A 20744-nucleotide genomic window follows, 5' to 3' on the forward strand; every position below is an offset into this window, starting at 1 on the left:
TGTTACACTCCATACTTGACGATAAACGATTGAATATCGTTGAATTCTGCGAACCGTTCCTCCAGAACATTGCGCGGCCAATCCCACCATGCAATCTGTAATAATTGATCCACAATCTCAGGCTCAAATCTCATTCGGATCATACGGGCCGGAATGCCAACCACGATGGCAAACGGAGGTACATCCTTCGTAACTACGGAGCCGGAGCCGACAACCGCCCCCGTTCCGATGTGAACCCCCTTCATAATGATTGCACCGTGCCCGATCCATACGTCATGTCCAATCGTGACCTGGTTCGTACGCCGCCAATCGAAGAAATCCTCATCATCGGTATCCGAGAAATCATACATTTTCCGACGATAGGTCATATGATGCTGTGTGACCCGATCCATCGGGTGCTGGACCGGATTGATGCAGGCATGGGACGCGATATTGCCGAACTTGCCAATCTCGGCGTAATTCACCGTAACATCATCCATCGTGTATGTGTAATCCCCGAAACTGGATTCGAAAATCTTATTGGAAGGCCCGACAGACGTCCATTCTCCAAAATGACTGTTAACGACATCGCTTGTCTCATGAATATGAAGCCCAGTCGATAGCTTCGTTCCGGCATGGGGACAATGGATATGATGCATCACAGGCCAACTCCTTTTTTAGCTTTTAAGGCATTGAGGCTGTTGATAACCGGATTCATGCTGCCGAGCGCAATTTCCTTCTCGCCATAGTAGCCGTGAAAATCCGTTCCGCCAGTCATAATCAGCCCGTATTCAGCTGCATAGTCTTTCGCTCTCGCCACATCTTTAGGCCCGTGCAGTGGATGCCACACCTCGATGCCTGCAAGTCCGCTCTCTACCAGTTCGGGCACAAATTCAAAATTGCGGTACTGTCCGGGATGAGCAAGAACCGGAATTCCGCCCGCCTCCAATACCGCCCGGATCGCCGTCCGTGCATCAACATATTTCATCGGGACAAAGGCAATCCCTGGAGCCTTTCCGTTCTCGCCGCGGGCGAACAGCTCCTTGTACAAATCCCCATAGATGCTGTCGGTGTAACCATTGTCGATCAGAGCATGCATAATATGCTGTTTGTAAACACCCGTTCCGTCTTTCGCATAAGTCTCGATTTGCTCCCATGTAATCTTGTAGCCTGCTTCGATCAGCCGATTGGTCATCACAAGAGAGGCTTGATGGCGCATTTCCCGCAATGGCTCGCAGATCTCCTCCAGCGCAGGATGCCCCTCTTCGATATAGTATCCCAGAATATGGACTCTACGATTTCTCTCAAAGTCGTAAGCCGAAATTTCCATTCCGGGAATGATCTCCACTCCGCTTTTAACGCCGGCTTCTACCATTTCCCCCAAACCCTTGGTCGTATCATGATTCGTAATTGCCAAATAGCCGACACCTTCCTGCTTGGCTAAAGCGACGATCTCGCCGAAAGATAAGGAGCCATCCGATATATTCGTATGGCAATGCAAATCTACTTTCATCCTGTGTTCCCTCCCCTGAGTTAACTGGTTCGTTGTCATCCTAACTTGATGCCAAGTTGCAAGGGTTATGCCCATGTAAAATTGCTTATGATTTATGTAAAAAGTATAGAAACCAAGCTTGCATCAACCGAAATATACCAGGGAAGCAAAAAGGCGACCTTCATTCCCTACTACTGGGAAATGAAGGTCGCCTTTTGTTTCATGAATTTAACTGCCCCGTCAAACTACGACTTTTTCAGTGGCCTTATCCAGATACGGCTCTTTTTATAACATTTTATGAAAAGTTGCTTCCGCTCGATTCTGTCGCTAAAGCCGAATTCCTCTGCAACCTCAGAAGCGTGAACGACAACCCTGCGGATATCGCAATACAGATCGAACCCACAATATACACCATACGAATGCCGAGTGTATCGGCTATTAGACCAATAACAGCAATTGATAAACTCGTGATCGTAGAGAGCAGGATATCACGTGAAGCGTATACTTTCGGCAGCATCTCATGATCTACACTGGATTGGAAAGCCGTTTGCTGCGCCACATCCCTCAGCTGATAGGCTGGTCCCATCGCAATGCACAGGATCAAAGCCACAATCGGGATACTGTTCAGACCATACCACAGGGTAAGCAAACTGAACACCGCTGAACCTACAGCCATGCATGGAATCAGATTTTTCTGGATAAAGGAAGACAGCAGCAGCATCAGTAACCCACCCACAATGGCGCCCACATAATAACTGGCGTTAATAAATCCCCACCAAGCTTCGCCTTGATGCAGCACTTCCTTGACATATACCAGCGTGATCGCTCCCACCCATATGGTTCCGGCAATCCCTTCAATCATATCCATGATCGTGACGATTCTTAATGTAGGATTTCTCCACAGGTAGAACCAGCCTTCACGAATCACTTCCCAGCTTGGTTTTGCTCGTCCAGCCGCAGCCGTTTCCTTCGCCTTCATGGAGCGCGCTGCGATCCAAAGGGACAAGACGGATACCCAGATGAGTACGCAGCTCATGATTAAAGTCGGCATATGTCCAAACCGTACAACTAGAAAGCCCGTAAAGGTATAACCTGCAATCTGCAAGGATTGGCTGGTCACGGATAGTGAGCTGTTGGCCTTAACCAATCGGTCAGGTGCAACTAATCTCGGAACCATGGACTGGATGAGCGGGTTTCCCCATCCTTCGGTAAAAGCAATGAACAAGATAAACATACACAATATGGAAACCTGAGATGATATGTATGGGAATGCAATGACCAATCCAGTTAACAACAGAGCTTTCATGACTTGAAGCCTTACCAGAAGCTTGGAGAAGCCGAATTTCTCCATGACAAGCGGAGCCGTAAAGCTGGCGACAAACCGTGCCACTGCGTTAAACAGCGGGAACAACGCGGCAATAAAGGCCGAGCCGGATTCCTGATACATAAAGGTGGTCAGTACCATGATATAGACAACGCCTGCCAGCGAAATGCTCGAATGCGCGGTCCAGTAGTATAGAAAGCCCCCTCTTTTCATGTTCACACCCTATCCCTATGGTTCTGATCTTTTCTCTATTAGTCATAACATAGGTTGTAAGTTTATGTAAAGATGATTGAAGTTCTCCCATACTAAAAAAGCCTGCTCCCATGACCCATACATGAGAGGCAGGCTTGACTATAATGACGCGACGCTACGAAGCACTATTGGACAGCGTCCAGCGATCTTGCCCTGGATACGGGCAGCGCTTGTCTTTCAGCTTGGCGGTGATTTGCACAATGCAGCCGCACAGCGTGCACGTCGTGTCCCCTTGCAGCTTTGGACAAGAGAAGCACGCACGAAGACGGGTTTCATACTCCTCATCCGGCACGCACCGGTCCGATGCAAACATCGGGGAGGATAGAACGCGTGCGATTTGTTTATCGCTGATCCGGTAATCGTCATGACAACCTTTACACCGATGCTCTGTCATAACTTCGCTTATTCCGCCGTAATCTCAAGAACGGTGACGGACATCGGCGGGAGCTTCGCATATAACACGTCCCCTTGCAGTTCAAATGTTTCGAATGGTGTCGGCTTGAGTACATCCGGTGATTCAAAGGTGTTATGAGCGTCCAGCGAGCCGGAAGCAAGCTGCTGTCCTGTGATTCCGGACACCGCTCCGCTTAAACCCCGAAGTTGAATGCTCACATCACTCTGCTCCACATGGCTCACATTGCACAAGCTTACATGAATTTTACCAGCTTGATCTCTAGAGGCTGTCACCGATACTTGCGGAATCTTCTCGCCGTCCATCTCATAATCGGCTCCGCTGTAGTGGGTGGCAAGGCGTTCGGCATCCTGATGCACTTTATACATATCAAACACATGATAGGTCGGAGTAAGGAGCATCTTCTCACCTTCCGTCAGGATGACGGACTGAAGCACATTAACGATCTGCGCAATGTTCGCCATCACGACCCGGTCATTATGCTCATGGAAGATATTCAGCGTTAGACCGGCCACCAAAGCATCGCGAATGGTATTCTGTTGATACAGAAACCCCGGATTGGTGCCCGGTTCAACATCAAACCAGGTCCCCCACTCATCCACGATCAGGCCAATGCGCTTGTTCGGATCATACTGGTCCATAATGGCGGAGTGTCTTGTGATCAGCTCATCCATGTGAAGTGCCTTCTTCATGGTAGTGAACCATTCCTGTTCGCTGAAGCCGGTAGCAGCGCCTTTACTTGTCCAGAATTCGCCAGGTACGGTGTAATAATGAAGGCTGATGGCATCCATGAAGGGATGTGCTTCCCTCATCACGGTTTCCATCCAGCGATAATCGTCTACATTCGGACCACAAGCAATCTTATAGATTTTGTTATCGCCATAGTTCCGTACATAGGTCTGATAGCGTCTATACAGATCCGCATAATATTCCGGCCGCATATTGCCGCCACAGCCCCAATTCTCGTTCCCCACGCCAAAATACTTCACGTTCCAAGGCTTCTCACGGCCATTCTCCTGACGCCATGCCGCCATGGGCGACACGCCGTCGAAAGTCATATATTCCACCCATTCCGACATCTCCTGTACCGTACCGCTTCCGACATTGCCCGATATGTATGGCTCGCAATCCAAAAGCTCGCAGAGACGCAGGAATTCGTGCGTGCCGAAGTGATTGTTCTCCACAACGCCGCCCCAGTGCGTGTTAACCATTTGCTTGCGGTTCTCGCTCGGACCAACGCCATCCTTCCAGTGATATTCGTCCGCAAAACAACCGCCCGGCCAGCGCAGCACCGGAATATTCAACTGTTTCAGCGCCTCCAGGACATCATTGCGGATCCCTTCCGTATTTGGAATCGGTGAATCTTCCCCAACCCATATCCCTTCATAGATGCAGCGACCCAAATGCTCGGAAAAATGACCATAAATATTGCGATTGATCTTACCTTTTGACAAATCTGAATGAATGGTAATGACATGACTCATGGATTAACCCGCTCCTCGCTGTTGTTTTATAGATATTTATATGAAACAATTTAACAATCTCTAAAACAATGATATCGATCAAATCCGATTCCGTCAACCAATAAATTAAACGCTTTCACTAAAAAATTTAACTTTTTCGCAGAAAAAAAAGACCGGCAGTAAGCCGATCTTCCGATTCAGCTTCAAGCCAGTCTATCATTAGCGCATCGCCCGGTTTAAGAATTCCCGGGTACGGTCCATCTTCGGTTGATGAAATAGTTGATCCGGGCTTCCGGACTCCATGACCTGTCCGTTGTCCATAAAGATGATCCGGTCGGCTACTTCCTTGGCGAAACTCATCTCATGGGTCACAATCACCATCGTCATATGTTCCTCGGCCAATTGCTTAATGACCGCAAGGACCTCACCCGTCAATTCCGGGTCCAGTGCTGACGTCGGTTCATCAAACAGCATAATGTCCGGATTCATCATCAGGGCTCTCGCAATCGCAACACGCTGCTTCTGTCCCCCCGACAGATTCCCGGGATATACCTCTGCTTTTTCGGATAAACCGACCTTTTGCAGAAGCACAGCGCTATTGGACCTGACTTCTTCCTTGGTTAACTTCTTGACATGTTTAGGTGCAAGTCCCAGGTTCTCCTGTACGGTAAGATGAGGAAACAGGTTGAAATGCTGGAATACCATCCCCATGCGGGAAGTGATGGCTTTGATCTGCGAGTGATTGGAATACACGCCATCCTTCACAAGGTATTGATCCTGTACCTTGATGGATCCCCCGTTGATCTCCTCCAGATGCACCAGGCTGCGGAGCATGGTGCTCTTTCCTGAACCGGACGGACCGATGACGGCAATCACTTCATTCTTTTGAATTTCAAAGCTGACGTCCTTCAGCACATCCAGATGGCCGAAGGATTTTTTCATATGGGATACTTCAATAATGGCCATAACACGACAGTCCTTCTATTCGTATTTAAATCGTCGTTCCAGTAAATTTAAAGAACAACGTCAGCACCAGCGTCATCAGCAGATAAATGACACCCGCAAATAAAAAACGGCATAATCGTAAAATCACGATTGACAGCAGTATAGGCAAAATGTAAAAGTTCCGGGACAGCGACTGCATACAGCAGCGCCGTATCCTTCACCAGCGTAATCGATTCGTTGGAGACTGCCGGAAGTGCCACGCGAAACATCTGGGGCAGAATGACCTTCGTGGTTGTCTGCCATTTGTTCAATCCCAGCACCTTGGACGCTTCATACTGTCCTTTGTCGATCGCCAGAAGGCCCCCTCTGAAGATTTCCGCAAAATACGCAGCATAGTTTAATACAAATGCCAGACATGCCGCTACAAATCGGTCCAGCACGAGATATTCTCCAATGACCGGCAGCACCGGCAGACCAAAACAGAAAAACAGCATTTGGAGCAGCAGCGGCGTTCCCCGAAACACATAGATGTACGTATTGGCAAGCCAAGCCAGCGGCTTGATGGCACTTCTGACCATTAACGTGAATACAAACCCGAGCGGGATGGATGCAATGATTGCAATAAAGAACAATAATATCGTAGTCTGAGCACCCTCCAGCATCGGTTTGCTGATTTGAACGATGTAATCCATACTCATATATCCCTAACTCCTATTGGAAAAACTTCCTTCACCCTTGAAGTTCTTCAAAGATATCGTTAACTGATTGATTGGAACACAAAACCGGAGCCTTTGATCAAAGTCCGGTTTCATGGGATTCCTATGGAAGGATGGGTCGCATCCTCATGGGTTGACTTACTTCAGCACCTTGTCTTCGCCAAACCATTTCTCGGAAATCTTAGCTGCCGTGCCATCGGCGTTCATCTCATCCAATGCTTTCTGCAGGCTTTCCAGCAGCTCTTCGTTGCCTTTCTTAACCCCGATCCCATATTGTTCCGGGGCAAGGGACTCCTCCAGGATCTTGTATGTTCCCTCTTCCTTGGACATGTAGTATTTCATGACCACTTCGTCAATGACTACGGCATCTACGCGCCCATTCTTCAAGTCGCTCAGAGCCAGCACATTGTCCGGGAATTCAGAGATTTTCTCCACCTGAGCATGAATTTCATTGGCACTTAATGCATCCGCTGCCGAAGACAACGACTGCAAGCCAATCTGCTTGCCAGCCAAGTCTTGGATTGAGCTAATAGCGGAATCGGACAATACTGCTACAACCTGACTGTTCTCCAGATACGGCTTCGTAAACAGCACTTTCTCCTTACGCTCATCGGTGATGGTGTAGCCATTCCATATCAAATCAATGCGGCCGCTGCTCAACTCGGATTCCTTGGCTTTCCAGTCAATGGGCTGGAATTTCACTTCCTTGCCCATTTTCTCGGCGGCAGCACGGGCATAATCAATATCAAAGCCGACAATTTCATTGCTCTCATCGCGGAATCCCATCGGCGCGAACTTGTCGTCAATCCCGACAACCAGCTCATTACCCCCGCCTGACGAGCTTGAGCAGCCAACCACGGTTAATAGAAGCATAAATCCTGCTAATACGGATGCTATCTTTTTCATCAAAAAAATCCTCCTCGTTGGCATGAAACGCAGTCATATTCAGGATGTATATAAATCCACATCATATGTAAACTGCTTTTTCACTTTAACACGTTATCAAGACTCCATGATAGCATATTAGCAGAGAAGAGTCGATAGTTTCATAGAATGGTCAATTTGATGCGTGAAAATTCAATTTATGTATTTTCATCCCATTTTAAGGTTATTTTAAGGATGATTTCAGTTTAGCGGGAAAGAATGATGGCTGTAAGACCCCACACCAAGAAAGGCGGTAAACAACAATGGCAACCCATTTGAAGTTTGTGAAGCGAATGGTGTTTCTCACCATCGCTGTAGTCATGGGCCTCGCTTATCTTCCTGTCTCCGTTTCTGCGGATGAACCGGCCGGACAGCAGACCGAATCACCAGCTGTTCCCTCTTCCAGGGACGAGAACGGGCAACATAAACCCGGTCATATGTTTAAGGCAATCTCGGAGTTTCTGAAGCTGGAGCCTCAGGTTCTCCGCGATAAACTCAAGACCTCCTCGCTCGCGGAAATAGCCAAGGATCAAGGTATTTCCCGGGAGGCGATCAAAGCCAAGGTAATCGAGCTGCTAAAAGAAAAAATCGCCTCCCATCCGAAACAGCTTGGCAAATCCGTCGATTACGCTGCGGCTGCAGATAAGCTGCTGGATGCCAAGGGCGGATGGCAGAAGCAGCGGATGCATCAACGTCATGGCAGACTGATCTCGGATAGCGAGGAGCTTGCCAAGCTTCTGAAGACAACACCGGAGGAACTCAAGCAGTCGCTCCAATCCGGAAAATCGCTGGCTCAGATTGCGAAGGAAAGGGACGTGCCTGTCCAGTCCGTCATTGATCAACAAGTCCAAGCCATCACAAAGCGCCTGGATCAGAAGCTGTCGGAAGGCAAAATGACAAAGGAAGAATATGAGGAGCGCAAATCCAAAATCGCTCCGTTTGTCAGTGATGTGGTGAACGGGAAACTCCAACCGATGAAACATACCCGCTAAGATTCACAAGCTCACGCCTGGCACCTATAAAATGGGCAACGCAAAAGCCGCTCCATCGGTTATCCCTAACCAGTGGAGCGGCTTTTATTCGTTAGCTTCTATCATTGTTTCTTAATATGTTCCATATGTTTTAAGGCACGTATTGTTGTATGATCTTCACAACGACACCATCTTCAACGGTAATATGAAACGGGAACCATTTCATGTCAACGATGTCGTCCTTGTGGTAGATGTCCGTGAACTTGTTCAAACTCACCATCTGATTCCAGGAAATCTGCGCATCCTCATATCGCCCGGTATGATCGTACAGCTGAAGCAGCACTTCTGCATCATCGGCTACCGCAAGCTCAATCTGCTCTTCCGTATCGTTTACGATATAGTATCCATCCGGAGCTTCTGTCATCTCGGGATCCTGCTCACGCTCGCGGAATATCTGATTCGCTTCCTCGCCCTCGTACCATTTGATCGGATCGACCGTCAGGTAAACCTTGCCGTCTCTAAGCTCAAGCCCGTTTATATAGGCAGTTTCCTGATTCGAAGCTTTCGGAACCGGCTCATAATTGTTGCTCGAGGCTACGCCAACGGTTGTCATCATGATGAGTACAAGCAGCATCATCGCTCCCAAACTCCAAGCCGACTTCTTCATCTTCTCATCGCTCCCTCTCGTGCTTCTGTCGAATAGGACTGAATCCATCGGGTCTATCCCGGCATATTCACAACGTTCACAGCATTCTAATTTATTTTTAAACCAAATACTGGGACTTGAAACTCTTTACTATGTACTTCTCGGTTGTATCTTCATTATACGAATCCGACCTCTAAAAAGGATGTCAATTCGATGTAATTTCATTACAATATTTCAATCTTCGTAAGCGCTTATCACAACAACAGCGATTAAATCTACAATGCCCTGAACGGTAAACACTAAAAAATGACAAAACAAGCCTGACCCGCTGAATGAATCAGCGATGGTCAGGCTTGTGCTTACATCATCTGAATTATTGATTAAACGCCTCAGTCAGAACAGGAACGATCTGCGATTTGCGTGACACCACGCCTTTAAGAAGCGCCTTGTTCTCCGACAGAGACACATTGTACGCTTTCTCAACAGCTTTGGACTCTTTGCCAAGGGCAAGAGCGATCGAATCGTTGTTCAAAATATCCGTCACTACGAACACAAACAGATCCAGATTTTTATCTGCGATAATGCCCTGAATGGCATCTTCGAGCTCGGCTTGACGGGACAATACATCATTGGTGTCAACCGCATTAACCTGTGCAATTTCAACTTTAGCTCCGCCCATTTGGAATTCCTTGGCGTCGAGTGAAATCAATTGAGCGATCGTTTTGTCGCTCAGATCTGCGCCTGCCTTCAGCATGTCCAGACCGTAGCTGTCTGCATCCACGCCAGCGATCTCAGCAAGCTCGCGGGCAGCAGCGATATCTTCATCCGTGCAAGTAGGGGATTTGAACAATAAGGAGTCCGAGATGATGGCAGAGAGCATCAGGCCAGCAATCTCCTTACGAACCGTTACACCCTTTTCCTTGTAAATCTTGTTCAGGATGGTAGCTGTGCAGCCTACAGGCTCGGCACGATAGTACAGCGGATGGCTTGTCTCAAAATTCGCGATACGGTGGTGGTCAATGACCTCAACCACGCGAACCTGATCTATATCGTTGGCGCTTTGCTGACGCTCATTATGGTCAACAAGAATAACCTCGTCTGCTTCATTCGCGACAGCCTCAACGAAACGAGGTGCTTCAACCTTGAAGTAATCGAGCGCGTATTGCGTTTCCCCATTTACGTCTCCAAGCCGTACAGGCTCAGCGGAAAGACCCAGCTGGTTTTTCAAATCAGCATAAGCAATAGCAGAGCAGATGGTGTCCGTATCCGGATTTTTGTGTCCAAAAATTAATGTTTTAGCCATATAGAATGCCCCTCTCGCAACATGAAATTTCATCGTTTATACCAATAAACAGATGATCACCTATCTGATTATAGCGTTAAATTCTACTTATTCCAATTCCTTTACAGAGATTATTTTTGCGCCGGGTTTATACCAGCACAATCTCCGGTTCCGGAACGAATCCAAATTGATTGTTGATAGACTCTGATATCAGATTCATCAAATACAGAATGTCCGTAGCTTTGGCATGCTTCTGGTTCAGAATCATGTTTCCGTGGTGCGGAGAGATGATGGCACCGCCATACTCCGTCCCCTTCAAGTTCAGCTGGTCTACGAGCGAGCCTACCGCAACCCCGTAATCATAATTATTCTTAAACACAGAACCGCAGGATGGGTAGTCGAAATGGCGTTTACTCGTCCGGTACTTGATGATGTCGAGCATCGACTGCGGCGTCTGAATCCCCTTGCCTGCCAGCGCATGAACCTCGCCCAGGAAGAACGAGAAGAAAGATGGCAATGAGGATGGGTGACTCCCGCGAGTCTTCCAATCCGTGAGCAGCACGGAAGTCGTGTTGATCTGCTCTTCCGAGCTGACCGGAATGTTAAGATCGGCCCCTACAACAATCCAGGGACGCTGCTGGAATATGGATTGTTTGTAGGCAAACAAACATTCCGATACGGGAATGGACTGTACGCTCAAGCTTGGATCCGTTGTATCGATATAATAAACGGTATCCAGAATATCACAGATTTGGCGTGCGTTATATTTGGCATTCATATAGATGCCGGCCCCGACGCAGCCTGGCAGCAAAAAGGTAAAGTCGAGAAGGTCCGTCCCGCCCAACAATCCCATCAGAGAGAGCAAAGACATCGGCGTTCCGGATGAAACGTGCCATTTTCCTTCGGATACCCTCAGATCCACCAGGTTTTTAAGCGATATAAACACCAGGTCGTGCTTCGGTTCATCTGGAAACAGAATATTCGAGCCCATCCCGAAAATGTACCATGGCATCCCGCGTTTGTTGCATTCCTGCAGCAGTTCCGCCAGGTCATTGGCGGTTTCAGGCATAGCTAAATAATGGGCTGAGCCGCCGATCCCGTACGTTGAAAAAGCAGACAGCTCCACATTGCGTTTGCACAATCGGTCAATTGCAGATGTATGTAAAGTCATCGTAGACATGTCACTCCCTATTCGTTCACATTCAACACCATAATCCTTACTAAATGTGGGGATGTTACATCATTATGATGCAACTGCTCGGGTGGTGTCAATCTGAAGGGACACATGGAATAAATAGCAAAAAATCCCTTGATTACAGCCTATAGACCATAACCAAGGGATTCATTATAAGCTTTTACAATTCCTAGGATTTATTCAAGGAAATCCTTAAGCCGTTTGCTGCGGCTTGGATGACGAAGCTTGCGCAGCGCCTTCGCTTCGATCTGCCGAATGCGTTCACGCGTAACACCGAAGACCTGACCGACTTCCTCCAGCGTGCGAGTCCGTCCATCCTCAAGTCCAAAGCGCAGCCGAAGCACATTCTCTTCACGTTCTGTGAGGGTATCCAGCACTTCCTCCAGCTGCTCCTTCAGCAGTTCAAACGCTGCGGCATCTGCCGGTGCCAAGGCATCCTGATCTTCAATGAAATCACCCAGGTTGGAGTCGCTTTCCTCGCCGACCGGCGTTTCCAGCGATACAGGTTCTTGTGATACCTTCTGGATCTCGCGTACCTTTTCCGGTGTGATATCCATCTCTTTCCCGATTTCTTCCGGTGTTGGCTCACGGCCAAGCTCCTGAAGGAGCTGCCTGGACACACGAACAAGCTTATTGATGGTCTCAACCATGTGAACAGGGATCCGGATGGTTCTCGCTTGGTCAGCGATGGAGCGGGTAATCGCCTGACGTATCCACCAAGTGGCATACGTGCTGAACTTAAAGCCCTTCGAATAGTCAAACTTCTCCACGGCTTTGATCAGGCCCATATTACCTTCTTGAATCAGATCAAGGAACTGCATTCCCCGACCAGCATAGCGTCTTGCTATACTTACAACGAGACGAAGATTCGCTTCGGCCAGACGGCGCTTTGCTTCTTCATCTCCCTCCTCTATTCGTTTGGACAGCTCCACTTCTTCATCGGCTGAGAGGAGGGGAACACGACCGATTTCTTTCAGGTACATGCGAACCGGATCACTAATCTTGATGCCTGGCGGAAGTGAGAGATCGTCGTGAACCGAAAAATCCTCTGCCGGAGAATTTGCCGTTTTCTCTGTATCCGTAACCTCACGTTCCAATGCAAAATCCGCATTCTGACGGTTCTCCATTTTATGCCCCCCTGTTGACAATCCCATATTTTCATGCTAATCTAGCATTAGATCATTATGACATTAAGCCAATAGTTATTTATCCTTCATTCTAGCATATTTCTTACACTATATCAACTTCTAATATATTCTAGTCCAGATCACCCGATCTCATTACGAGATCGGGTTTGTTTATTTCCTGCAGCAGATGATGGCTGCCAAGGGTGTTCCGTCCCTTAAGAAGGGTAACTCCTTATTCTTTACATATGCTACGTTTACTTCATCTGATCTATTACTGCTTTCGTATCTGCATTCAGCTGTTTTACATCCGGAACCTTGACCGGCTCGTCACTTAACCGATACTTATCCTTCAATTCGAGCGTTGTCCTTACCCGGTCGTTCAGCAGTTCCTCAGATATCACACCGCTGTCAACCGCTTCGGTCAGTGCTTGGATGACGGCTTCCTCCTGCGCATACTCATGACCGATCAGAACGATGTTGCTTCCCGCAAGAATGGACTGTACGGAAGCCTCTCCTACGTCCGTATTACCGGAAACGGCCCCCATCGTCATATCGTCCGTTATGACCACGCCATCAAACCCCATCTCTTCTCTCAGCAAATCGGTTATGACCGGCTTGGAGTAAGAGGACGGCGTATCAGGATCAATGCTCTTCATCAGCAGATGGGCAACCATCACAACATCAGCTCCATCATCAATCGCTTGTTGAAACGGAACCAGCTCCAGCTCATGCAGACGTTTCAGATTATGCTCAACGACAGGCAAACCGAGATGAGAATCAACCGATGTATCACCGTGTCCAGGGAAATGCTTCACAACGGGCACAACTTCCTTCTCCTGAATACCCTTCATGGAAGCTATCCCTTGCGAGCTAACTTCCTCAGCTGTTGTTCCAAAAGAGCGATCGCCGATCACCGGATTGTTCGGATTGCTGTCAATATCCAGTACCGGAGCAAATACCATATTAAGTCCAAGTCCCGATACCTTCCGCGCGATAAGACCGCCCACATTCTTGGTTAATTCCAGATCTTGACGGCTTCCCACTTCGCCGCTCGACGGCAGCTTCACGTATTCATCCGGGAAACGGGTAACCCGTCCGCCCTCTTCATCTATGCTGAGCCATAATGGCACTGGATTGGCTGCATTCGCTTTTTTCAAATCATTCAACAGCTGTACCGACTGCTCGGTGCTCTCGATATTATCCTTGAAAAAAATAAACCCGCCCACATGATATTCCTTCAGCAATTTACGTGAAGTATCGTCCGGGGTGGTCCCCTCGATCCCGACAAGAACCAGCTGGCCTATCTTCTCCTTCACTGTCATCGTAGACATCAGCTTGTCTACCGCATTCTGAGGAGCGTTCGCGGGGGGCTTCCCTCCCTCGTCTTCTTCTGGAGAAGATGACGGATCCCCTTCATCCGGTGGCAGGTTCTGAGATTCCTGTCCCTGCTCCGATGGTGAAGCTCCTTGCCCGTTGTTCGCAGGGCCTCCCGTCTCTGATCCGCCTTGACAACCTGCCAGAGCTACCATCAAGATGACCATCAGCATCCCGAAATACATCCATTTTGTGATACGCTTCAACATCTTCACCTTCCTTATGCTCACTAACCTATATTCGTGCTCCGATAAGCAGAGTCCTTCCATCTTAACATGATTTCCTCTTAGCCTGAATCACAGACAGGCGTTTAGCCTCATGAAGAAGAAAAGAGCCGCATCGGCTGCGGCCCGTCGACTGCCTATCGGAGCAGTCCCAGCTTGCGGGCTTGCTCTTCCGTTAATATAAATTGCTCCGACTCCCACACTTCATCCTCATCCGTTCGCCCGAACATCAGCATAATTTCATCCCATATATTCTTTTGCATGGCCTCAGCTTGCGTGATGATCACCTTCATTGCTCCTCATTCCTTTCCGGTGTTATGATTCCCTAATACATATACAACCATCAACCATCGATTCGAATCGGATACAAAAGCCTGCAGACCGAAATCTGCAGGCAGGATCTTTAGCGTAACTATGAATAGGCGGGGTGATGCTTAATCCACGCCATCGCAATCGTGCCTTCACCTGCGTGGATACCCGCAACAGGAATAAAGGTCATGATTTCGGTCTTCAGGGCAGGATGCGCCCCGCTGATTTCATTTTGGATCTCTTCAGCCTCCGTAACGTTGTTTGCGTGCATAATACACACCTTCTTAATTTTCTCGATATCCAATTTCATGAGGTCCAGCATTCTCTGCTTGGCTTTCTTGAAGGTCCGAATCTTCTCTTCCACAATGACTTTGCCCTCATCAAAACGCAGCAGCAGATGAATGCGGAGCAGATTGCTCAGAAGCAGCTGTGTCCCGGACACCCGACCACTGCTATGAAGCCGATGCAGGCTTGCGGGAATGAGGTAGAAGGACATGTTCTGCACCATGGACTGGATTTTCTCTTTTATGACTTGCACGGTATCACCCTGACGATGCCAGTGAATCCCGGATATAATCATTTCACGTACCGGATACGCTCCCGCTTGAGAATCAATGCCAATCACGGGGACCTCAGCAATCTCTGCCGCCTGCATCGATGAATTCAACGTTCCGCTGAGCTCGGATGAACAGTGAATTGCAATAATATCATCGTACTTTACTTTCAGAGCTTCATATAATTCTATGAATTCTCCGATAGGAGGTTGCGAGCTGCTGACTTTCGGTTCATCCTTCATCTTCTCATAAAAGGCTTCAGCCGAAATGTCTATACCTTCACGGTATGCATCCTGTCCAAGAATCAACCTCAAAGGCACAATATAAATATGATTGTCTTTGGCGAATGCAGGATCGATTGTGCTCGTGCTGTCGGTCACCCATGCTATGGATCTCATTATAGTGTTCACGTCTCGCTTTCATGTAGTAAAAAGTAGGAAAGGAAGCGATTTAAGCCGCTGAATTAATCATATCCCACCCTTACTACGATATGCAAATGGAAGGCATATGATATCTTTCCCACTCAGAAAACTGCCACAGAAAAGCCTTATTTTTTTACCACGTTATATCCCTTTTCGCCAAAAGGTTCCAGTCTTTCGATCCAATAGGCCTCCCGTTTGCTGACCGCATCCTTCAGATCATAGAACGGGTCGTGCTTCGGTTCAATCGTCTCCAGAATCTCAAAGACAAAAGCGTCATCCCCATACTCTTTCCATTCCTGCTGAAGCTGCTTGTTGTAACTCGTCCCCATCTGCAGCTCAAAACGCTTGCCGTTGATGGTCTTCAGATTATTCGTTCCGGCAACCCATATTTTGCCGTTCTTTGTATTTCGAATCTGATACACACCTGCTTCAATCTTGATTTCCTTGTAGATTTGATTTAATTCCTGTCTGCGGCTCATTGTCGTTACATCCTCCTTCTTTACTGCCGTCTAGGTCGTTAACCAATACTGGCTTCCATCATCCCTGCGATCCAAAAAACCGTATTCAATCAGATATCGGCGGATCGTCACGTAATCCGGATTGTCCCGTCCGATCATATCGTTGATTTCATTTTCGGAGTACATGACCCCGGGTTTGAAACGGGCAGCTATTTCCCGCAATACAACGTACTTCTGCTTCTCTTTGAGCTTAAACGTCTTCAGCGGAGCCTCGGTCCCTTCGGGAAACACCTTGGCCAGAATGGATTGACGCTCCTCTTCCGTCACGTTGTAACGCTCATCCACCATCTTGGCTTGCTTGGGTATTTCCACCATGGAAGGCGCATGACGATCCTTCTCCTTCAGCAGTTCCATTAATGTCAGCAGAACCTTGGACTGCCGTTCCTTCTCCTTCAAGGCAAACCGATGATTTCGTATGGTCGATGCACTGCCTATGCCCAGCGCCTGCTGAACTTCTTTATCATTCATTCCTTCATAGAACAGCTGCAGCAGTCGGTTCTGATGCTCCGTCAGTCCTGTCAGTTTCTTATCGAGGCCCGACAGATATTGAAACACCGACCCATGCTCGCGCTGAATATGAACAGTCATGTAACGCCTGGCTTCGTACAACACGTCATGATCCGGGTAGATGATCCCTTTTTCCAACGTCTTGCCGCACAAGAGACATACCCATACCGGTCCTTCCTCCACATAGCCTTCCTTGAGTTCATCTATGGAAGCATTCCAGAAACGTTCACTGAGATCCAATAAGGACACCACTTTCCTAAAATTATTTATATAGACATATTATTGTTTTGTCTATTATTTGTCAATGCCAACCTAATTAACCATTCATCCAATCAGCATAAACAAACAGGTCACATCCTGGTATAGGAATACCAGAATGTGACCTGTCTTTTATAATAGGATAAACTGCACAAAATACGATAGATGATAGCTGGATCATACTAAAACCAGGCTGACCATGCTTTTATCAAAATCAATCCCAGAAATCAATCCTTGCCGATCCACCGGCACCTATCTTCTTCACGTAAAATTCTGCTCTTTTGTTATCCCCGTCTACAAAGCTGCCGATTCCTCGAACAATTCCGCATTGATTTTTAGATAATTCAGCTTTTCCTACATAATCATTATTATTGTTCCCCGGATCATCCTCCCATAATTCGTACACTGCTGTTGGACCGGAGTATAGGCAAAACGCAAAATCTCCACCCGTGGAGTAAGCAATGGCGCTCGAGGAAGTGAACGTAGAGGAACCAATATAATCCCATTGCCCAGGTACTGACGCCAATTCGGAAACCGAAACCAAAGAAATCGAAGCCGGAGATGACGTCGGGGAATCTGTTTCTTCACTCGCAAAAACGGTGGAAAAAGAGCTGACCAGAAACACGAGCAGGATACTGCATGCGATTTTTTTAAATTTCATCTGTAACACAACACCTCTTCCCTTTTTTTATAACAAGAATATATATAATAGCTTAGTTGTAATTTTATGTAAATAGATAAACGATAAATAATTCATCCATTTCCTAAATCCGATCCCAAACGGGGGGATGAACAGCAGGGATCCTCCCTTCATAAGAAAGGGAATCCCTCTATAATAAATCTTCCTCCCATGATTCGAACCTGCTAGAATAGAGAGGTTGCTGCTGTAAAATTTAGGGGGTATCATCATGGGGTTAATACACCAGTCGGCAAAAGAAATGCGATCTTGGCCGCGCAATATTAAGCTGTTTTTTCTAGCTAACGTGCTGTATCAGATCGGTACCGGCATGTTCAGTGTGCTCTACAATTTATACATACAAAGCCTTGGGTATAATGATTCCATGAATGGAACAGTGGTCAGTATTCAGTCCCTTGCCACAGCATTAATGTTCATCCCGATCGGTCTGATCGGAGACCGCGGCAGCCGGAAACGCATTCTTGTCCTTGGTGCACTGTTAAGCGGGGCAGGGCTTATCGCCCGCTCGTTTCTGGAGAGCGAGTTCAGCTTGCTTGGGCTCGCGATATATACAGGCCTGTTTGCATCCTTCTTTCAGGTGCTGGCCATCCCCTTTTTGGCGGAAAATACAGCGAAATCCGCTCGCATGCGCATCTTCAGCATCCACGCCTCGCTGGTTCTGGCTTCTCAAGTGCTCGGGAGTATGGGCGGCGGATTCCTGGCGGATGCCTTGCAGGCATTTGGGATAAACAAGGTCGGCAGTTTGAAAACAGCGCTGTTCATAGGCGGTCTGGCAACCTTTGCCGCGTTTATCCCGCTCTTGTTTACAACAGATAAGAATGCCGAGGATGCACAATCAACGGATACACCCCTCCCTAATCATCAACCCGCTCAGTCCGGAGTTGCCGTTAACACCTCCGGTTTGGGGGATTTCAAGATCATCGGACAGTTCGCGCTTGCCCAGCTGTTAATTGGACTGGGCTCCGGACTCGTTGTGCCTTACTTGAATCTGTATTTTACCAATCGCTTCTCGGTGTCGTTATCAGCTGTCGGGATCCTTATTTCGCTTGGGCAAGTCATGACTATCGTTTCCATGCTGATCGGTCCGACACTCGTGAATCGCGTGGGTGCGGTGAGAGCCGTGGTGCTGTTTCAGGTTCTGTCCTTGCCGTTCCTGTTGTTAACCGGCTTTACCAACGTATTGATCATTGCATCCGTTGGATTCCTGTTCCGGCAAGCGCTCATGAATGCGGCTAATCCGATCCAGTCCTCTATTCTGATTGACCGTGTGCCGGATCATCGAAGAGGAATCGCCAATTCCGTCACGCAAACCGCCTTTATGCTCGGGTGGGCAACCATGGGACCGGTACAGTCCACACTAGTCACCACATACGGTAACTACTGGGGATATGCAATCACATTCTGCATCACCGGAACCTTATATGTTGTATCTTCCTTTTTGTACTACCGCATGTTCCGCGAACAAAAAGATAACAATCTACCTTCCGGCACGCCCACTACTCTCTAACCTCCGTGCGGAGGGGTTTAACATGAGACGGAACAGGCTGCCCGTTCAGCGAAATCGTCCGGGCCTGAAAACTTCCCTTATACCGGTAAGACAGGCCCCAATATCGGATTGTTTACCTGAACGGATATCCGGTAACACTCGTCCCGTTCTTCATACCATTCGCATACGTCGGCCGTTCCGGTCAAGCACCGGGGGAATCGAAACCGCAGGATCCCTTCATAAAACCTCTGCTCACTCGATTGAATGCGGATTCCGCCGTTAGCGCTTGCGCTAATCGCCAGATCCACTGCCAGATGCTGCTGATTGCCCAGATAATCCACCACGCGGCTGCGCTGTGAACTGTAAATCATCGTAGCATCAAACCGTCTGCGGATGCCTGGAAAATCGAAGCTTCGGCACCACGTCACCGTTTCTCTCCCCCATTCATCCTGATAAGCATAGTTCTCAATTCGAAACGGAATCCCCATCCCCCGATTCGGGAACATGATATGCCGCATCGTTCCGATATATAGTGGCAGCACTGCCCAAGGAGCATGCCAGATCTCTTCCATGATGCCTTCTCCAATCGAAGCGATGTTATCCTTGCTGTTAAACCCGAAACGTTCCCGGATTTTGGGATGAAGCTTCTGAAATTGTGCTCCGAGGGCTTGCTCATAGATCGAGGTCATATGCGTTCACTCCTTAGGCCGGGTCCATCTGTGGAGGCCGGTATTCTCACACAGCGATATGCGCTTGGCAAATCGACAGCCGACAGGGAAGCCGTGAAGCATAAAGCTATCATTGAACCGCTAAGAGTCAACGGATTAAAGGGAGCTTTCATCAACTGTGGCTCCGTGATTAATGCTCCCAGCATTAAAATAACGAGCAATAACATGACCAGCTTGTACCACCACCGACTCTTGTGAAAGAGCAAGGTTAATAATCCAACGCCGATCTCCGCGATGCCAAGCAAGACCAGAACCATGCCCTCCACCCCCTCGGCCCAGCCGGACTGTCTCAACAAATCAAGCTCTCCGGCTTCCGGAAACAGCAGCTTCGGCACCACCCCCTCGTAGCACCATAGAATGACCAGCATGAACACGCTTAAGGCGTGGGTCAAGGCATTCCGGATCGAAACCGACGGCGGAATGTCCTTCTCTGCCCATAACCGCAGAACATCAAAGCTCCAAGCCGTTGCAACGCCGAACAATGGCCGAAACAACAAGCGATCAAACCAGGCTCCCAGCATGCCGAACCGTGTCTTGTAATCATACCGGGTCGAGAACTTCAAGATGCCCTGTCCACCGTCCGCATACTTCCAATAGCCGCTCCCCTCCCGTATCAGGGAATTACGCTGATCGGAACCGAATCGCAGCACCGAGATTCGATGCCCCGACTTCGGATGCACCACCGTTTTCGTGGCACCTGCCCCCGTGACCTCCAGACCAAATCCAATTCGGGTCTTATATAGAAAACGCTGAGTCTCTGCATCAACTTTAGGCAAATAATGAATCTCCGAAAATCGCAAGTCCCACTGCTGGTGAAGCTCTGGTGTCTGTGTGAACGACCACAGTTTATCCATATCCGTCTTCATATCGATTTCCACATAAATCGGTTTTCTCATCATGCACTTTCATCTCCTGGTTCGTGGATTCAACCGCCTTTAT

General features: G+C 48.3%; 19 protein-coding genes and 3 pseudogenes. 2 read left to right on the forward strand and 20 right to left on the reverse strand.

The window, feature by feature from the left end:
• Nucleotides 1–2: 2 nt before the first annotated feature.
• From PVOR_RS19140 to PVOR_RS19170, 8 genes and pseudogenes are all read right to left on the reverse strand, one after another.
• Complete coding sequence (locus tag PVOR_RS19140) at nucleotides 3–638, reverse strand: DapH/DapD/GlmU-related protein (protein ID WP_006211096.1); 636 nt, start codon at nucleotides 636–638, stop codon at nucleotides 3–5.
• Nucleotides 638–1492 carry a PHP domain-containing protein gene (locus PVOR_RS19145; RefSeq protein WP_006211097.1) on the reverse strand — a complete coding sequence of 285 codons (855 nt, stop codon included), beginning with the start codon at nucleotides 1490–1492 and terminating at the stop codon, nucleotides 638–640. Before PVOR_RS19145 ends, PVOR_RS19140 begins: the two co-directional genes overlap by 1 nt.
• A gap of 274 nt (nucleotides 1493–1766) precedes the next feature.
• Nucleotides 1767–3008 (reverse strand): MFS transporter, encoded by a 1242-nt coding sequence (locus PVOR_RS19150; protein ID WP_006211098.1) that lies wholly within the window; start codon nucleotides 3006–3008, stop codon nucleotides 1767–1769.
• Nucleotides 3009–3162: 154 nt separating this feature from the next.
• Nucleotides 3163–3441 carry a DUF6171 family protein gene (locus PVOR_RS29790; RefSeq protein ID WP_083811711.1) on the reverse strand — a complete coding sequence of 93 codons (279 nt, stop codon included), beginning with the start codon at nucleotides 3439–3441 and terminating at the stop codon, nucleotides 3163–3165.
• An 8-nt stretch (nucleotides 3442–3449) separates the two neighbouring features.
• Nucleotides 3450–4943 carry an alpha-N-arabinofuranosidase gene (locus PVOR_RS19155; RefSeq protein WP_006211099.1) on the reverse strand — a complete coding sequence of 498 codons (1494 nt, stop codon included), beginning with the start codon at nucleotides 4941–4943 and terminating at the stop codon, nucleotides 3450–3452.
• 198 nt (nucleotides 4944–5141) lie between these two features.
• Complete coding sequence (locus tag PVOR_RS19160) at nucleotides 5142–5888, reverse strand: amino acid ABC transporter ATP-binding protein (protein WP_006211100.1); 747 nt, start codon at nucleotides 5886–5888, stop codon at nucleotides 5142–5144.
• Between the two features lie 15 nt (nucleotides 5889–5903).
• Nucleotides 5904–6565: pseudogene (locus tag PVOR_RS19165) on the reverse strand (amino acid ABC transporter permease).
• 156 nt (nucleotides 6566–6721) lie between these two features.
• Nucleotides 6722–7489, reverse strand: a complete 768-nt coding sequence (locus tag PVOR_RS19170) for an amino acid ABC transporter substrate-binding protein (RefSeq protein WP_006211102.1) — start codon at nucleotides 7487–7489, stop codon at nucleotides 6722–6724.
• Nucleotides 7490–7770: 281 nt separating this feature from the next.
• Here PVOR_RS19170 and PVOR_RS19175 point away from each other — a divergent pair, with 281 nt between their 5' ends.
• Nucleotides 7771–8499, forward strand: coding sequence for a hypothetical protein (locus PVOR_RS19175; protein ID WP_006211103.1), 729 nt, complete (start codon nucleotides 7771–7773; stop codon nucleotides 8497–8499).
• Between the two features lie 130 nt (nucleotides 8500–8629).
• On the opposite strand, the gene PVOR_RS19180 is transcribed toward PVOR_RS19175, so the two are convergent.
• From PVOR_RS19180 to PVOR_RS19220, 10 genes and pseudogenes are all read right to left on the reverse strand, one after another.
• Nucleotides 8630–9145, reverse strand: coding sequence for a hypothetical protein (locus PVOR_RS19180; RefSeq protein WP_006211104.1), 516 nt, complete (start codon nucleotides 9143–9145; stop codon nucleotides 8630–8632).
• Nucleotides 9146–9497: 352 nt separating this feature from the next.
• Nucleotides 9498–10427, reverse strand: a complete 930-nt coding sequence (locus PVOR_RS19185; RefSeq protein ID WP_006211105.1) for a manganese-dependent inorganic pyrophosphatase — start codon at nucleotides 10425–10427, stop codon at nucleotides 9498–9500.
• Nucleotides 10428–10554: 127 nt separating this feature from the next.
• The gene (locus PVOR_RS19190) at nucleotides 10555–11577 is read right to left on the reverse strand and encodes a UDP-N-acetylmuramate dehydrogenase (RefSeq protein ID WP_006211106.1); all 1023 of its coding nucleotides are present in this window, start codon (nucleotides 11575–11577) and stop codon (nucleotides 10555–10557) included.
• 200 nt (nucleotides 11578–11777) lie between these two features.
• Nucleotides 11778–12755: pseudogene (gene rpoD / locus PVOR_RS19195) on the reverse strand (RNA polymerase sigma factor RpoD); the annotation flags it as partial.
• A gap of 227 nt (nucleotides 12756–12982) precedes the next feature.
• Nucleotides 12983–14311 carry a beta-N-acetylhexosaminidase gene (gene nagZ / locus PVOR_RS19200; protein ID WP_006211108.1) on the reverse strand — a complete coding sequence of 443 codons (1329 nt, stop codon included), beginning with the start codon at nucleotides 14309–14311 and terminating at the stop codon, nucleotides 12983–12985.
• Between the two features lie 152 nt (nucleotides 14312–14463).
• The gene (locus PVOR_RS31075; protein ID WP_162158346.1) at nucleotides 14464–14613 is read right to left on the reverse strand and encodes a hypothetical protein; all 150 of its coding nucleotides are present in this window, start codon (nucleotides 14611–14613) and stop codon (nucleotides 14464–14466) included.
• Nucleotides 14614–14738: 125 nt separating this feature from the next.
• Complete coding sequence (locus PVOR_RS19205; RefSeq protein WP_036642300.1) at nucleotides 14739–15587, reverse strand: DegV family protein; 849 nt, start codon at nucleotides 15585–15587, stop codon at nucleotides 14739–14741.
• 149 nt (nucleotides 15588–15736) lie between these two features.
• Complete coding sequence (locus PVOR_RS19210) at nucleotides 15737–16090, reverse strand: GIY-YIG nuclease family protein (RefSeq protein WP_006211111.1); 354 nt, start codon at nucleotides 16088–16090, stop codon at nucleotides 15737–15739.
• A 30-nt stretch (nucleotides 16091–16120) separates the two neighbouring features.
• Nucleotides 16121–16876, reverse strand: a complete 756-nt coding sequence (locus tag PVOR_RS19215) for a DUF2087 domain-containing protein (RefSeq protein WP_006211112.1) — start codon at nucleotides 16874–16876, stop codon at nucleotides 16121–16123.
• A gap of 232 nt (nucleotides 16877–17108) precedes the next feature.
• Nucleotides 17109–17555, reverse strand: a complete 447-nt coding sequence (locus tag PVOR_RS19220) for a hypothetical protein (protein WP_006211113.1) — start codon at nucleotides 17553–17555, stop codon at nucleotides 17109–17111.
• 247 nt (nucleotides 17556–17802) lie between these two features.
• Between PVOR_RS19220 and PVOR_RS19230 the strand changes: the two genes are divergently transcribed.
• Complete coding sequence (locus PVOR_RS19230; protein WP_006211115.1) at nucleotides 17803–19098, forward strand: MFS transporter; 1296 nt, start codon at nucleotides 17803–17805, stop codon at nucleotides 19096–19098.
• On the opposite strand, the pseudogene PVOR_RS19235 reads toward PVOR_RS19230, so the two are convergent.
• Nucleotides 19088–19766 (reverse strand): annotated as a pseudogene (locus PVOR_RS19235) (DUF4166 domain-containing protein). The gene PVOR_RS19230 and the pseudogene PVOR_RS19235 sit on opposite strands and share 11 nt — an antisense overlap.
• Nucleotides 19763–20704, reverse strand: coding sequence for a DoxX-like family protein (locus tag PVOR_RS19240; RefSeq protein WP_006211118.1), 942 nt, complete (start codon nucleotides 20702–20704; stop codon nucleotides 19763–19765). The pseudogene PVOR_RS19235 and the gene PVOR_RS19240 overlap by 4 nt, the downstream one beginning before the upstream one ends.
• Nucleotides 20705–20744 lie beyond the last annotated feature (40 nt).

The sequence above is a fragment of the Paenibacillus vortex V453 genome, from assembly GCF_000193415.1.
Classification (GTDB): Bacteria; Bacillota; Bacilli; order Paenibacillales; family Paenibacillaceae; genus Paenibacillus_AQ; species Paenibacillus_AQ glucanolyticus.

What these genes read in the sequence shown, in the direction of transcription:
- PVOR_RS29790 (WP_083811711.1), bottom strand. Translation starts at nt 3,441, where the DNA reads ATGACAGAGCATCGGTGTAAAGGTTGTCATGACGATTACCGGATCAGC.
- PVOR_RS19175 (WP_006211103.1), top strand. Translation starts at nt 7,771, where the DNA reads ATGGCAACCCATTTGAAGTTTGTGAAGCGAATGGTGTTTCTCACCATC.
- nagZ (WP_006211108.1), bottom strand. Translation starts at nt 14,311, where the DNA reads ATGTTGAAGCGTATCACAAAATGGATGTATTTCGGGATGCTGATGGTC.
- PVOR_RS19205 (WP_036642300.1), bottom strand. Translation starts at nt 15,587, where the DNA reads ATGAGATCCATAGCATGGGTGACCGACAGCACGAGCACAATCGATCCT.
- PVOR_RS19140 (WP_006211096.1), bottom strand. Translation starts at nt 638, where the DNA reads ATGCATCATATCCATTGTCCCCATGCCGGAACGAAGCTATCGACTGGG.
- PVOR_RS19210 (WP_006211111.1), bottom strand. Translation starts at nt 16,090, where the DNA reads ATGAGCCGCAGACAGGAATTAAATCAAATCTACAAGGAAATCAAGATT.
- PVOR_RS19240 (WP_006211118.1), bottom strand. Translation starts at nt 20,704, where the DNA reads ATGATGAGAAAACCGATTTATGTGGAAATCGATATGAAGACGGATATG.
- PVOR_RS19160 (WP_006211100.1), bottom strand. Translation starts at nt 5,888, where the DNA reads ATGGCCATTATTGAAGTATCCCATATGAAAAAATCCTTCGGCCATCTG.
- PVOR_RS19185 (WP_006211105.1), bottom strand. Translation starts at nt 10,427, where the DNA reads ATGGCTAAAACATTAATTTTTGGACACAAAAATCCGGATACGGACACC.
- PVOR_RS19155 (WP_006211099.1), bottom strand. Translation starts at nt 4,943, where the DNA reads ATGAGTCATGTCATTACCATTCATTCAGATTTGTCAAAAGGTAAGATC.
- PVOR_RS19170 (WP_006211102.1), bottom strand. Translation starts at nt 7,489, where the DNA reads ATGAAAAAGATAGCATCCGTATTAGCAGGATTTATGCTTCTATTAACC.
- PVOR_RS19190 (WP_006211106.1), bottom strand. Translation starts at nt 11,577, where the DNA reads ATGACTTTACATACATCTGCAATTGACCGATTGTGCAAACGCAATGTG.
- PVOR_RS19180 (WP_006211104.1), bottom strand. Translation starts at nt 9,145, where the DNA reads ATGAAGAAGTCGGCTTGGAGTTTGGGAGCGATGATGCTGCTTGTACTC.
- PVOR_RS19150 (WP_006211098.1), bottom strand. Translation starts at nt 3,008, where the DNA reads ATGAAAAGAGGGGGCTTTCTATACTACTGGACCGCGCATTCGAGCATT.
- PVOR_RS19230 (WP_006211115.1), top strand. Translation starts at nt 17,803, where the DNA reads ATGGGGTTAATACACCAGTCGGCAAAAGAAATGCGATCTTGGCCGCGC.
- PVOR_RS19220 (WP_006211113.1), bottom strand. Translation starts at nt 17,555, where the DNA reads ATGAAATTTAAAAAAATCGCATGCAGTATCCTGCTCGTGTTTCTGGTC.
- PVOR_RS19145 (WP_006211097.1), bottom strand. Translation starts at nt 1,492, where the DNA reads ATGAAAGTAGATTTGCATTGCCATACGAATATATCGGATGGCTCCTTA.